9 protein-coding genes are annotated in these 13,153 nt (G+C 76.7%); 5 read left to right on the top strand and 4 right to left on the bottom strand.

Going from position 1 to position 13,153, the window contains the following annotated elements:
• Positions 1-86: 86 nt before the first annotated feature.
• From Cpa01nite_RS16380 to Cpa01nite_RS16390, 3 genes are all read right to left on the bottom strand, one after another.
• Positions 87-1,787: an HNH endonuclease signature motif containing protein gene (locus Cpa01nite_RS16380; protein WP_203669908.1), complete on the bottom strand. Its 1,701-nt coding sequence runs from the start codon at positions 1,785-1,787 to the stop codon at positions 87-89.
• 217 nt (positions 1,788-2,004) lie between these two features.
• On the bottom strand, positions 2,005-3,189 hold the full coding sequence (locus Cpa01nite_RS16385; protein ID WP_203669910.1) for an LCP family protein: 1,185 nt from the start codon (positions 3,187-3,189) through the stop codon (positions 2,005-2,007).
• 110 nt (positions 3,190-3,299) lie between these two features.
• Positions 3,300-4,205: an Fpg/Nei family DNA glycosylase gene (locus tag Cpa01nite_RS16390; protein ID WP_203669912.1), complete on the bottom strand. Its 906-nt coding sequence runs from the start codon at positions 4,203-4,205 to the stop codon at positions 3,300-3,302.
• A 55-nt stretch (positions 4,206-4,260) separates the two neighbouring features.
• Between Cpa01nite_RS16390 and Cpa01nite_RS16395 the strand changes: the two genes are divergently transcribed.
• The gene (locus tag Cpa01nite_RS16395) at positions 4,261-6,072 is read left to right on the top strand and encodes a proline--tRNA ligase (RefSeq protein ID WP_203669914.1); all 1,812 of its coding nucleotides are present in this window, start codon (positions 4,261-4,263) and stop codon (positions 6,070-6,072) included.
• A gap of 358 nt (positions 6,073-6,430) precedes the next feature.
• Here Cpa01nite_RS16395 and Cpa01nite_RS16400 read toward each other — a convergent pair whose 3' ends face one another.
• Positions 6,431-7,588, bottom strand: a complete 1,158-nt coding sequence (locus Cpa01nite_RS16400) for a DUF4439 domain-containing protein (protein WP_203669916.1) — start codon at positions 7,586-7,588, stop codon at positions 6,431-6,433.
• A 390-nt stretch (positions 7,589-7,978) separates the two neighbouring features.
• Between Cpa01nite_RS16400 and rimP the strand changes: the two genes are divergently transcribed.
• The 4 genes from rimP (at position 7,979) to infB (ending at position 13,116) form a co-directional block, all read left to right on the top strand.
• Positions 7,979-8,557: a ribosome maturation factor RimP gene (rimP, locus tag Cpa01nite_RS16405; protein ID WP_203669918.1), complete on the top strand. Its 579-nt coding sequence runs from the start codon at positions 7,979-7,981 to the stop codon at positions 8,555-8,557.
• Between the two features lie 2 nt (positions 8,558-8,559).
• Positions 8,560-9,669, top strand: coding sequence for a transcription termination factor NusA (nusA, locus tag Cpa01nite_RS16410; protein WP_203669921.1), 1,110 nt, complete (start codon positions 8,560-8,562; stop codon positions 9,667-9,669).
• 125 nt (positions 9,670-9,794) lie between these two features.
• Positions 9,795-10,043: a YlxR family protein gene (locus Cpa01nite_RS16415; RefSeq protein ID WP_308439395.1), complete on the top strand. Its 249-nt coding sequence runs from the start codon at positions 9,795-9,797 to the stop codon at positions 10,041-10,043.
• Between the two features lie 169 nt (positions 10,044-10,212).
• Positions 10,213-13,116, top strand: coding sequence for a translation initiation factor IF-2 (infB, locus tag Cpa01nite_RS16420; protein ID WP_203669925.1), 2,904 nt, complete (start codon positions 10,213-10,215; stop codon positions 13,114-13,116).
• Positions 13,117-13,153 lie beyond the last annotated feature (37 nt).

Below are 13,153 nucleotides of genomic sequence, written 5' to 3' on the forward strand. Positions count from 1 at the left end.
CTGTTCCGGGCGCCGGGCGCGCCGCGGGGTGCTGATCGCGGCGACGCACGCGGCAACCGCGCGATCGCTCCAGCGACGGTGGTGCGTCAGAACGGTGGTGGGTCGCTGCCGTCTCCGTGCGTCGGTGCAGCCCTCCCGGTGGTCGGCGGCGGCTGGCGCGTCCTGCCCGGTGGCGGGGTGCCGCGGGCGCGGCGGGGTCCGTCGAGGTGCTCGGTGGGTGCGCCGGTGCCGGGGCGGGTGCGGTAGCGGTGGCCGGTCGGATCGGTCCAGACGTGCACTCCCGGTTCGGGCTGGCGCACGTCGAACCGGGCCTCGTGCTTGGCGCGGTGGTGGCGCGGACAGGCGGGCCCGAGGTTGGTGTGGCTCGTGGTGCCGGGCGGTCGGGGGTCGTCGGGGGCGGGTGACCATTCCTCGCTGTGGTCGAGGTCGCACCGTGTCGCGGGCACGGGGCAGCCGGGGAAGGTGCAGGTCCGGTCGCGGTGCCGCACGTGGTCGGCGAGGGCGGTGGGCGGCCGGTAGGTCGTGCGTCCGACGTCCAGGACCGAGCCGGAGAGGTCGTCGACGACCAGCCGGCGCCAGACGCCGCCCTGGGCGAGGGCGCGTGCGGTCGTGGCGTCGATCGGTCCGTAGCCGGCGAGGTCCGCCGGGGCGTCGTCCTCGCCGACGAGGCAGGACAGCGGGACGGTCACCAGGACGTGGGTGCGTGGGTCGCGCGGGCCTGCCGGGTCGGTGGCGCCCGCGGGCGTGCTGTCCTTCGTCGTCGGCAGGAACCCCGGCACCGTCGTCGGCGATGCGTCCTCGACGTCGCGGCCGGCGCCGAGCGGCGTGCCGGTGAGGACGGCGTCGACGAGTCCGTCGGCGCGCAGCTGGTCGAGCGTGCGGGGGTCGCCACCGGAGCGAGCGGAACGAGCCGCCTGCTCCAGGGCGGTGTCGATCCCGATCGCGTGCTCGGCGGGCAGCACGACATGCATCTCGGCCATCTGGTCGGGCAGCGCCCGCGGGTGGGTGACGCGCCGCTGGGCGCGGGCCGCGTCCCGCCGGTCCTGCGCGTGCTCGGGGTCGACCTCGAGCAGGGCGCGCTCGAGGTCCGCCTTCACCTGGGTGACTGTCGAGTGCTCGGCGCGCGGCAGGACGTAGTCCTGCACGGGCTGCGACACCCAGGTCACCTGGTCGGCGAGCCGGGCGGCGATCGCGCGGGCCGCCGGCACGCTGATCCGGCCGGCCTGCAGCGCCTGCCCGGTGGCGGCGAGGTCGCCGGAGAACTCGCTGCCCTCCCGGACGAGGGCGGCCGTGTCCTGGGGCGACCGCTTCAGACGGGCGGACAGCGCCGTGGCCGCGATCCGCTCGGGGGTGATCCCGGTGCCGCGGCCGGAGCGGGGGTCCGGCCGCGGGGCCATGCCGGGGCGCCGGGCCAGCTCGACCGCCACGGCCGCGAGGTTCGCGTGGACCCACCCGGCCATCCGGGTGAACCCGGCCGCGAGCTCCGCGAGGTCGTAGTCGTCGAGCGACCGCGGGTCCAGGGCCTCGAGCAGCCGCACCAGCGGCACCCCGGTCGGGGTGCGGTCGAGAGCCTCCGCCAGCTGCTCGTGCCGCGGCAGCCCGGGGTCGAGGTACTCCGCGACGACGGCGGCCGCAGCCTCGGCCTCGCCCTGGCACGGCCCCCCGCACGTGGCGTCGGCCCCGCCGTCGCGCGCACCGCCGCACGCACCGTCGCACCCCCGCATGCGCACCCCGCGGCGCGGCTCGGAGCCGGGCTCGGGCGCGGGTTCGTGCAGGTCATCGGGCATGTCATCACCCTACGGACGACCACCGACATCGCTTGTGCCGCGCGTCACGAGCCTGGGGACGCGTCGCCCGACCCGGCCTGTGGAGGACTCGGCGTCCGCGCGCCGAGTCGCCCATCCGACCCCGCCACGCCCCGACACCCCGACGCCGCGGCGCCCGGACGCGCCGAGGCCGCGGCGCCCGGACGCGCCGAGGCCGCGGCGCCCCGAGATCGCGCCCCTAGGCGCCGGTCGCCCCGGTCGCCCCCGCTGTCGGCCCGTCCGCCGCCCCCGTCAGCGGCCGGTCCGCCGCGAGCCGGTCCCACAGGTCCTGCGCCGCGGCGGTCCACACCACCCGGTTCCGGTCCTGCGGCGCCTCGGTGACCGGGACGGTGACGGGCTGCAGCGTCGCCGGGTCGACGTCGCGCAGGGTCAGGGCCAGGCCCGCGAGGTCGCGCACGTCCGCCAGGCCCTCGCTGATCGACAGCGAGCGGGTCACGCTGGTGAGCACCGGCATGAGCGTGCCCGGGCTGGTGAGCAGGTCGGTGCTCTGCACCTGGGCGGCGAGCGCGTCGATCAGCTGCTGCTGCCGCTCGATGCGCGCCAGGTCCGAGCCCATCTCGAGCCCGTTGCCGGTGCCGGTGCGGGCGCGGAGGAACTGCAGCGCCGTGGTGCCGTCGAACGTCTGCGGGCCGGCCGGCACGTGCAGGCCGGCCTTGGGGGAGTCCATCGCCTCGGGCAGGTCCATGGGGACGCCGCCGAGCGCGTCGATGACGTCGCGGACGCCGTCCATCTTGACGACGACGCTCTCGTCGGTGCGCAGCCCGGTCGCCTGCTCGAACGTGAGCCGGGTGCAGGCCGCCGCGGCGGCGAGGTTCTCGGTGTCGCCGCCGCCGATGTGGAACGCGTCGTTGAACATCACGTCGGACCGCGGCGCGGTGGTGCTGCCGTCCTCGAGCGTGCAGGACGGGATGTCGACGAGCGAGTCGCGCGGCACCGACACGACGTCGACGCGGCTGCGGTCGGCCGACAGGTGCACCAGCAGGGTCGTGTCGGACCGCATGCCGTCGGTCTCGCCCGCGAGCGCGGCGTTCTCGCCGTCCCGGACGTCGGTGCCCATGACGAGGATGTTGAGCGGCCGTCCGGCGTAGCCGTCGACCGGGTCGGGCTCGACCGCCTCGGGTCGGTCGTCGCCGAGGTACTGGTCGACGTCGGCGGCCTCGATGCTGCCCTGCACCTGCGCGTAGAGCGCGGCGGCGCCGGTGGTGCCGCTGAGCGCGAGGACGCCCGCGGTGACGGCGGCGACGCGCGCGACGCGGCGCCCCGCCCCGGCGCGGCGGACGTGCCGGGCGGGCCGCTGCACGCCGCGGCTGTGCCGGACGGGGTGGACGACGGCGCGACTCGACTCGCGACGGGACTCGGGCATGCCGACCAGCGTAGGAAGGGCCGGGCGGGGGTCGCTCGCGGGCGGGGGAGAGCCCTCGGTCGGATCCTGTGCGCGACGTGTGAAGCCGGCGGCGGGGCAGCGCGGGCGCCTCAGCGCAGCAGCCGCGACATCCGGCGGTCCGCGAGCGGCTTGCCGCCCGTCTGGCAGGTCGGGCAGTACTGCAGCGAGGAGTCGGCGAACGACACCTCGTGTACGGTGTCCCCGCACGGCACGCCGTCCCAGCCGGGGCAGGCCTCGCCGGTGCGTCCGTGCACCCGCATGCCGCGCCGCTTGGCGTCCTTGAGCTCGGCGGCCGGGCGCCCGGCGGCGGTCGCGACGGCCTCGCGCAGCACGCCGACGGTGGCGTCGTGCAGCCGGGCGACGGCGTCGGCGTCGAACGAGCGGGTGAGCGCGAACGGGCTGGTCCGGGCGACGAGCAGGATCTCGTCGGAGTACGCGTTGCCGATGCCGGCGATGGTGCCCTGGTCGCGCAGCAGCCCCTTGATCTGCTGGTTGCGTGCCGCCATCAGTTCGCCGAGCCGCTCGGGCGTGAACTCCTCGGACAGCGGCTCGACGCCCAGCGTCGCGACCTGCGGCACCTCGGCCGGGTCGGCGACGACGTGCACGGCCAGCCGCTTGCGGGTCCCCGCCTCGGTCAGGTCGAAGCCCGAGCCGTCGTCGAGCCGCACCCGCAGGGCGAGCGGCGACTTGCCCGGCCGCACGGGAGTGGCGGGCAGCTGCTCCGACCACCGCAGCCACCCCGCGCGCGCGAGGTGGAACACGAGGTGCAGCGGGTCGCCGTGCCCGCCGCCCGCGGCCGGCGGCGCGACGCCCAGGTCGAGCCACTTGCCGTGCCGGTCCGCGGACACGACGGTCCCGCCGGCCAGGTCCGTCGGCGCGGGACGGAACGTCTTGAGGGCGCTGATCGCCCCGACCTCGACGCCCGCGACGGTGCGCCCCACGGCGCGCTCGCGCAGGAAGGCGGCCAGCGACTCGACCTCGGGCAGCTCCGGCATGGACCCATGGTGGCCCAGGCCTCCGACACCTGGCACGCCCACTAGGCTGCGGGCCATGCTGCTACGCCTGTCCACGCTCTTCGTCCGCACCCTGCGCGAGGACCCGGCCGACGCGGAGGTGGCGAGCCACAAGCTGCTCGTCCGCGCCGGCTACATCCGCCGCGCCGCCCCCGGCATCTACACCTGGCTGCCGCTGGGCCTGCGGGTGCTGGGCAAGGTCGAGCAGGTCGTCCGCGAGGAGATGGCCGCCGCGGGCGCGCAGGAGGTGCACTTCCCGGCGCTGCTGCCCCGCGAGCCGTACGAGGCGACGGGCCGCTGGACCGAGTACGGGCCCAACCTGTTCCGGCTGCAGGACCGCCGCGAGAACGACTACCTGCTCGCGCCGACGCACGAGGAGATGTTCACGCTCCTGGTCAAGGACCTGTACTCGTCGTACAAGGACCTGCCGCTGACGCTGTTCCAGATCCAGACCAAGTACCGCGACGAGGCCCGCCCGCGCGCGGGGCTCATCCGCGGCCGCGAGTTCATCATGAAGGACGCCTACTCCTTCGACGTGGACGACGCCGGCCTGGACGCCTCGTACGCCGCGCAGCGCGCCGCGTACCAGCGGGTGTTCGAGCGGCTCGGCCTGGAGTACGTGATCGTGGCGGCGACGTCCGGCGCCATGGGCGGCTCGCGCTCCGAGGAGTTCCTCAACCCGACCGCGATCGGCGAGGACACGTTCGTCCGCTCGCCGGGCGGCTACGCGGCCAACGTCGAGGCCGTCACGACGGTCGCGCCGCCGGCGCTCCCGTACGACGACGCCCCGGCCGCGCACGTCGAGGACACCCCCGACACCCCGACGATCGACACGCTGGTCGCGGTGTCGAACGAGCGGTTCCCGCGCGCCGACCGCCCGTGGACGGCCGCCGACACGCTGAAGAACGTCGTGCTGGCCCTCGTGCAGCCCACCGGCGAGCGCGAGCTGCTCGTCGTCGGCCTGCCCGGGGACCGCGAGGTCGACCTCAAGCGCCTCGAGGCGTCCGTCGCCCCCGCCGAGGTCGAGCCCGCCGTCGAGGCCGACTTCGCCGCGCACCCCGAGCTGGTCAAGGGCTACATCGGCCCGCTCGCGCTCGGCCCGAACCGCGAGGGCCTGGCCGCCGACGCCGAGGGCCGCACCGCGGTGCGGTACCTGCTCGACCCGCGCGTGGTCGAGGGCACCCGGTGGATCACCGGCGCGAACGAGCCCGGCAGGCACGTGTTCGACCTCGTGGCCGGCCGCGACTTCACCGCGGACGGCACCGTCGAGGCCGCCGAGGTGCGCGCCGGCGACGAGGCGCCCGACGGCTCCGGCCCGCTGGAGCTCGCGCGCGGCATCGAGATCGGCCACATCTTCCAGCTCGGCCGCAAGTACGCGCAGGCGCTCGGCCTGACCGTGCTCGACCAGAACGGCAAGACCCAGGTCGTCACGATGGGCTCGTACGGCATCGGCGTGTCCCGCGTGCTCGCGGCGCTCGCCGAGGCGAACCACGACGACCGCGGCCTCGCCTGGCCGGCCGGCGTGGCGCCCGCGCACGTGCAGATCGTCGCGACCGGCAAGGACGCGGCGGTGTTCGAGGCCGCCGAGTCGCTCGCGCAGACCCTGGACGCCCGCGGCGTCGAGGTGCTGTACGACGACCGCCCGAAGGTCTCGCCCGGCGTGAAGTTCGCGGACGCCGAGCTGCTCGGCGTGCCGCTGACCGTCGTCGTGGGCCGCGGCCTCGCGGACGGCCTGGTCGAGGTGCGGCCGCGCGTGGCCGTCGAGGGCGGGCCGCAGGCCGAGCAGGTGCCGGTGGCCGAGGCCGCCGACCGCGTGGCCGAGCTGGTGGACGAGCTCCTGGCGCGCTGACCGCGCACGCCGACGCGGCCCCGCCCCTGCCCCGCGGCAGGGCGCGGGGCCGCGTCGCGTCCGGGGCGCCGGGCCGGGGTGCGCGGCGCGGGTGCTGCGTCGTGCGCCAAGCTGCGCCGCCCGCGCCTCTCCGCGCTGCGCCCGCCTCTCCGCCGCACCCGCCGTGCCGCCGCGAGATTGCACTAGTTGCGGGCTTCACGCGCCTGAACCCCGCAACTACTGCAGTCTCGACGCGGGGAGGCGCGAGGGAGCGAGGGAGCGAGGGAGCGGAGGCGCCAGAGCGCCGGGACGCCCGCGCGCGAGCGGCCTGAGGGACGCGAGATGCGCGGGGGCTCCGCGAACGGCGGCGCGGCGGGGGTCAGCCCGCGGTCGGCGTGGGGGTGGGCGTCGCCAGCGGCGCCGGGTCCGGGAGGCCCGGCAGCGCGGTCGGGGTCGCGCCCCAGGCGAGCGTCTCGACCGCGGAGGTCCGCAGCCCGTCGACGACGGCCGTCCGGTCCGCGGTGCCCGCGCCGGTGGCGAGCAGGGCGTCCGCGTGCACGGAGGCGAGGTCGGTCAGCAGGCCGGCCGCGAAGGTGCGGACGGCCTCGGCGGACGACACGTCGCCGTCCAGGTCGTAGGCGACGCGCCGCGGGTCCTCGGCGGTGCCCGCGACGCCGGCGGCCTCGGCCCACGCGGACGCGGCGGACCGGTGCGCGCCGGCGGCGGACCGGGCGAGCGTGCGCGCGTCCCCGGACAGGCGGGCGGCGGCGACCTCGAACCCGTAGCCGGCCTGGTCCTCGGCGAGCACGAGGGCCAGCACGTCGCCGCGGTCCAGGTCGGTCGCGACGGCGTCCGCCGGGGCGGTCGCCGCGGGCGTCGGGGACGCGGGGGAGGACGCCGACGGCGCCTCCGCCGACCCGTCGCCCGACCCCGACCCGTCCGCCGACCCGCCGGCGGTGAACCCGCCCTCGGGCTCGGCGTCGACCGCGGGCGGCTCGGTGCCGAGCGCGGCGGCGAGCCGGTCGGCGAGCTGGGCGCGGGACGCGGCGACCGACGCGAGCAGCCGGGCCATGCCGGGGTCCTCGGCGGCGCGGGCGTCGGCGCGGGCCGCGGACGCCGCCTCGCCGAGCAGCCCCAGCACCTCGGCGGGCGTGGCGGAGGTCGTCGCGGTCGGCGTGGGGGACGGCGTCGGGTCCTCGCCCTCGGCCGGTGCGATCCCCGAGTCGTACACGCCGCCGAGCGCGTCGGCCTGGACGCCGGCGGTCGAGGCGACCAGCCCGAGCAGCTCGGCGACGCCCGCGTCGGCCCCCGCCCCCGCGGCGTCGGCGGCGTCCGCCAGGGCGAGGGCGTCGGCCACGGCGTCGCGCCGGACCTGCTCGGCGGCGTCCGGGACGGGCTCGGCCGGCGGCTCGGTCTCCCACCGCAGGCCGCAGCCCGACAGCAGGACCGCCGCGGCGACGGCCAGGACGGCCCCGACGGCGCGGGTACGCGGGGACCGGGAGGCGGGGCGCGCGGACGGCGCGGCGGTGCTGGGCATCGCGGGCGATCCTGCCACGCCCGCCGCCGCGGCGGCCGGACCTCCGGCCCCCGCGTCCCACCCGCGGGGCCACCGCGTGCGGTGCCCGCGCCGCACCCGCGCGGCATCCGGGTCCTGCCCGCGCCGCACCCCGCGCCGCACCCCGCTCGGCATCCGCGCAGCACCGGGCGCAGCACCCCCGGCCCGCGCCGGTGTCGCGCACGTCGCACCCCGCGCGGGCCCGGTCCGGCGGGTGACGCGCGCGGGAGTCAGTACCCTGGTCGGAGCACGCGGTCCGCCGCGCGCCGCTCCACCGTGCAGGACCGACAACCACACAGCGTCGACGTCCCCCGGTGTCGGCGTGCGCGCGACGAGGCCGCACCCCGCCGAGGACCGACACAGGAGGTCAACATGCCCGCGCCCGCCAGCGCGCAGCGCATCCGGGAGACCATCGAGCCGGTGGTGACCGCCGCCGGCCTGTGGCTGGAGGACGTCGAGCTCGGCCGCGACGGCGCCCGCGCCGTGGTGCGCGTCGTGCTCGACGCCCCGGAGGACGTCGAGGAGCAGGTCGACCTGGACGGCGTCGCCGACGTGTCGCGGGCCGTGTCCGCGGCGCTCGACGACCTGGACGGGCTGCCCGACCGGTACACGCTCGAGGTGTCGAGCCGCGGTGCCACCGCGCCGCTGGTCGCCCGCCGGCACTACGTGCGGGCGATCGGCCGCCTGGTCGTGCTGGCGCTCGCCGACGGCGGCACGCTGTCCGGCCGCCTGGTCGACGTCGAGCGCGGCGCGGCCGACGGCGAGGACGCGGTGGTGGTGACGCCCGTGACGCCGGGCGTGAAGGGCCGGCCCGCCAAGGTCGGCGAGCCCGTGCGGGTGCCGCTGACGACGGTGCGCGAGGGCCGTGTCGAGGTGGAGCTGGTCCGGGACAAGGACGACGCACGGGGCGGCGACTTCGCCCCCGACGGGCCGCAGGGCCGGGAGGACTGATCGTGGACATCGACATGCAGGCGCTGCGGCTCATCGAGCGGGAGCGCGAGATCAGCCTGGACGTGCTCGTCTCGGCCATCGAGCAGGCGCTCCTGTCCGCGTACCACCGGACGCCGGACGCCCACGCCGACGCGCGGGTCGAGCTCGACCGCCGGTCGGGCCACGTCACCGTGTGGGCGCGCGAGCGCACCGTGGTGCCCGCCCCGGACGCGCCGGCGCCGGCCGAGGACGAGGACGGCACCGTGACCGCGGTCCCGCCGACCACGACCTCGCTGGGCCCGGAGTTCGACGACACCCCGGCGGGCTTCGGCCGGATCGCCACCGCCACGGCGCGCCAGGTCATCGTGCAGCGCCTGCGGGACGCCGAGGACGACCAGGTGCTCGGGCAGTTCCGCGGCAAGGAGGGCGAGGTCCTCGGCGGCGTCATCCAGCAGGGCCGCGACCCACGGCTCGTGCTGGTGGACGTCGGCGGCACCGAGGCCGTGCTCCCGGCGCACGAGCAGGTGCCGACCGAGCAGTACGTGCACGGCGAGCGGATCCGCGCGCTGGTGCTGGACGTGTCCCGCGGCTCCAAGGGGCCGCAGATCACGCTGTCCCGCACCCACCCGAACCTCGTCCGGAAGCTGTTCGAGCTCGAGGTCCCGGAGATCGCCGACGGCCACGTCGAGATCACGGCCCTCGCCCGCGAGGCCGGCCACCGCACCAAGATGGCCGTGCGTTCCCGCGTGCAGGGCCTGGGCGCCAAGGGCGCGTGCATCGGCCCGCTCGGCGCCCGCGTGCGCGCCGTGATGGCCGAGCTGCACGGCGAGAAGATCGACATCGTCGACCACTCGGACGACCCGGCGGAGATGGTCGCGCACGCGCTGTCGCCGGCGCGGGTGCTGTCGGTCACGGTCGTCGACCCGGCCGCGCGCGCCGCGCGGGTCGTCGTGCCGGACTACCAGCTGTCGCTCGCGATCGGCAAGGAGGGCCAGAACGCCCGCCTCGCCGCGAAGCTGACGGGCTGGCGCATCGACATCCGGTCCGACGCGCAGGGCGCCGACGAGCCCGCCGCGGCGGCCGGTTCGCCCCGGGCGGACGGCGGCGGGAGCGCCGCCGGTCGAGTCGGGTGACGTCGCGCGCTAGACTGGCTGCGGCTGGGCCGGACGCCCGGCTCTCCTCGCCGAGCAGGCGCCACCCCGCAACCCACGCAGCGGACCCCGCTGCGGAGGTCGTCGTGGGCCCGGTGCGCACGTGCGTGGGGTGCCGGAACGCCGGTCCGAGGTCGGTCCTGCTGCGCGTGGTCGCGGCGACGACGGACGCGGGTGACACCGCGGTCGTGGTCGACGTGCGCCGGGCGCTGCCGGGCCGGGGGGCGTGGCTGCACCCCGATCCTCGCTGCCTCGAGCTCGCCGAGCGCCGTCGTGCGTTCCCGCGTGCCCTGCGTCTCGCAGGTCCGCTGGACACGTCCGCGGTCCGGGCGCACCTCGGGGTCGGAGAGGCCTGACCGTCGCCGCCGGGCGCCTGCCCGGTGGCATGTGCACCGTCGAACAGGGAAAGCGGGTCGAAGAGCCGATGGCTGCCCGATGAGCACGCACCGATGAGTACCCAGCGATGAGTACCCAGCACTAACGACGGTCCGACCCTGTCCTGGGCGGACCGAGACAGGGAGAGATGTGGCCAAGGTCCGCGTCTACGAGCTCGCCAAGGAGCTCGGAGTCGACAGCAAGTCCCTCATGACCAAGCTGAACGAGCTCGGTGAGTTCGTGCGCTCGGCGTCCTCGACGATCGAGCCCCCGGTGGTCCGCAAGCTGCGGGACACCTACCCCGCCGGTGGCGGCGCGAAGCCCGCCGCGAGCCGGCCCGCCAACGCCCCGGCCGCGACGCCGGCGCCGTCGGCGGCCCCCGCCGCGCCGTCGGCCCCGGCCGCCGCCCCGGCCGCCCCGGCCCCGGCCGCGCGTCCTGCTGCCCCGGCGCCCGCCCCCGCGGCGCGCCCGGCCGCCGCCGCCGCTCCGTCGGCCCCGGCCGCGGCCGCCCCCGCGGCCCCGGCGCCGCGTGCGTCCGCGCCGTCGGCCCCGGCCGCGCGCCCCGGTCCGGCCCGTCCGGCCGCCCCGGCGCCGCGCCCGGCCCAGCCGGCGCGCTCCTCCGAGGGCCAGGGCGGCGAGCGCGGCGGCGACCGCGGCCCGCGCCCCGGTGGTGCCCCCCGTCCCGGCGGTCCCCGCCCGGGCAACAACCCGTTCGCGCCCTCCCAGGGCATGCCCCGCTCCGGCGGGCCGCGCCCCGGTGGCCCGCGCCCGGGCAACAACCCGTTCGCGCCCTCGCAGGGCATGCCCCGTCCGGGCGAGCGCCGCTCCGAGGCCCCGGCAGCGCAGGCCGGCGCGGGTGCCGGTGAGCGTCCGGGCGGGCCGCGTCCCGCTGCGCCGCGTCCCGGCGGTCCCCGCCCCAACCCGGGCATGATGCCGGGCCGCTCCGCGAGCGGCGTCGGCCGTCCGGGCGAGCGCCCGGCGCGTCCCGGCGGCGGTGGCCGTCCCGGTGGTGGCGGCGGCTACGGCGGCGGTGGCGCCGGTCGTCCCGGTGGTGGCGGCGGCTTCGCCGGCCGTCCGGGTGGCGGCGGTGGCCGTCCCGGTGCCGGTGGCCGTGGCTCGACCCAGGGCGCGTTCGGTCGCGCCGGCGGTCGTCCGGTCCGCGGGCGGAAGTCGAAGCGCGCGAAGCGCCAGGAGTTCGAGCAGATGCAGGCGCCGTCGCTCGGCGGCGTGCAGGTGCCCCGCGGGAACGGCTCGACCGTCATCCGCCTGCGCCACGGCTCGTCGCTGAACGACTTCGCCGACAAGATCGACGCCAACCCGGCCTCGCTGGTCACGGTGCTGTTCCACCTCGGTGAGATGGCGACCGCGACCCAGTCCCTCGACGAGGACACCTTCGGCACGCTGGCCCAGGAGCTGGGCTACGTCGTCGAGATGGTCTCGGCGGAGGAGGAGGACCGCGAGCTGCTCGGGGCCTTCGACATCGACCTGGACGCCGAGCTCGAGGGCGAGTCCGACGAGGACCTGTTCCCGCGCCCGCCGGTCGTCACGGTCATGGGTCACGTCGACCACGGAAAGACCAAGCTCCTCGACGCCATCCGGTCCACGGACGTCGTCGCGGGCGAGGCCGGCGGCATCACCCAGCACATCGGCGCCTACCAGGTCCGCACCGAGCACGAGGGCCAGGACCGGGCCATCACGTTCATCGACACCCCGGGTCACGAGGCGTTCACCGCCATGCGTGCCCGTGGTGCGCAGGTGACGGACATCGCGATCCTCGTGGTCGCGGCGGACGACGGCGTGATGCCGCAGACCATCGAGGCGCTCAACCACGCCCAGGCGGCCGGCGTGCCGATCGTGGTCGCGGTCAACAAGGTGGACAAGGAGGGGTCGAACCCCGCCAAGATCCGCCAGCAGCTCACCGAGTACAACCTGGTGGCCGAGGAGTACGGCGGCGACACCATGTTCGTCGACGTGTCCGCCAAGCAGCGGATGGGCATCGACAGCCTGCTCGAGGCCGTGCTGCTGACCGCGGACGCCGCGCTCGACCTGCGGGCCAACCCCGACAAGGACGCCCGCGGTGTCGCCATCGAGGCGAACCTGGACAAGGGCCGCGGCGCCGTCGCGACCGTCCTGGTCCAGTCCGGCACGCTGCGCGTCGGCGACGCGATCGTCGCGGGCACGGCCCACGGCCGCGTCCGGGCGATGTTCGACGAGCACGGCGAGAACGTCACCGAGGCGGGCCCGGCCCGTCCGGTGCTGGTCCTCGGCCTGGCGTCGGTGCCGAGCGCCGGCGACACCTTCCTGGTGGCGCCGGACGAGCGCACCGCCCGGCAGATCGCCGAGAAGCGCGAGGCCGCCGAGCGCGCCGCCCTCCTGGCCAAGCGCCGCAAGCGCATCAGCCTCGAGGACTTCACGCAGGCGCTGCAGCAGGGCAAGGTCGAGACCCTCAACCTGGTCCTCAAGGGCGACGTGTCCGGTGCCGTCGAGGCGCTGGAGGACGCGCTGCTCAAGATCGACGTGGGCGACGAGGTCGACCTGCGGGTCATCCACCGCGGCGTCGGTGCGATCACGCAGAACGACGTCAACCTCGCCACGGTCGACAACGCCATCATCATCGGCTTCAACGTCAAGTACGCGGAGCGGGTGGAGGACCTCGCCGAGCGCGAGGGCGTGGACGTCCGGTTCTACTCGGTCATCTACCAGGCGATCGACGACGTCGAGGCGGCCCTCAAGGGCATGCTCAAGCCGGAGTACGAGGAGGTGCAGCTCGGTTCCGCCGAGGTGCGCGAGGTGTTCCGCTCCTCCAAGTTCGGCAACATCGCCGGCTCGATCGTCCGGTCCGGGGAGATCCGTCGCAACACCAAGGCGCGGGTGCTCCGGAACGGCGCGGTCATCGGGGACAACCTCACCGTCGAGTCGCTCAAGCGGTTCAAGGACGACGCCACCGAGGTCCGCGAGGGCTTCGAGTGCGGTATCGGCCTCGGGTCGTACAACGACATCACGGTGGGCGACGTCATCGAGACCTGGGAGATGCGCGAGAAGCCGCGCTCCTGACCGGTCCTACTTGCGGGTCTGCCCCCACGCGCCGAGC

It is taken from the genome of Cellulomonas pakistanensis (assembly GCF_016862755.1).
Lineage (GTDB): Bacteria > Actinomycetota > Actinomycetes > Actinomycetales > Cellulomonadaceae > Cellulomonas > Cellulomonas pakistanensis.

Bases quoted from the DNA above. Each gene is read 5' to 3' on its own strand.
- Cpa01nite_RS16380 (WP_203669908.1), bottom strand. From the start codon at position 1,787: ATGCCCGATGACCTGCACGAACCCGCGCCCGAGCCCGGCTCCGAGCCG.
- Cpa01nite_RS16385 (WP_203669910.1), bottom strand. From the start codon at position 3,189: ATGCCCGAGTCCCGTCGCGAGTCGAGTCGCGCCGTCGTCCACCCCGTC.
- Cpa01nite_RS16390 (WP_203669912.1), bottom strand. From the start codon at position 4,205: ATGCCGGAGCTGCCCGAGGTCGAGTCGCTGGCCGCCTTCCTGCGCGAG.
- Cpa01nite_RS16395 (WP_203669914.1), top strand. From the start codon at position 4,261: ATGCTGCTACGCCTGTCCACGCTCTTCGTCCGCACCCTGCGCGAGGAC.
- Cpa01nite_RS16400 (WP_203669916.1), bottom strand. From the start codon at position 7,588: ATGCCCAGCACCGCCGCGCCGTCCGCGCGCCCCGCCTCCCGGTCCCCG.
- rimP (WP_203669918.1), top strand. From the start codon at position 7,979: ATGCCCGCGCCCGCCAGCGCGCAGCGCATCCGGGAGACCATCGAGCCG.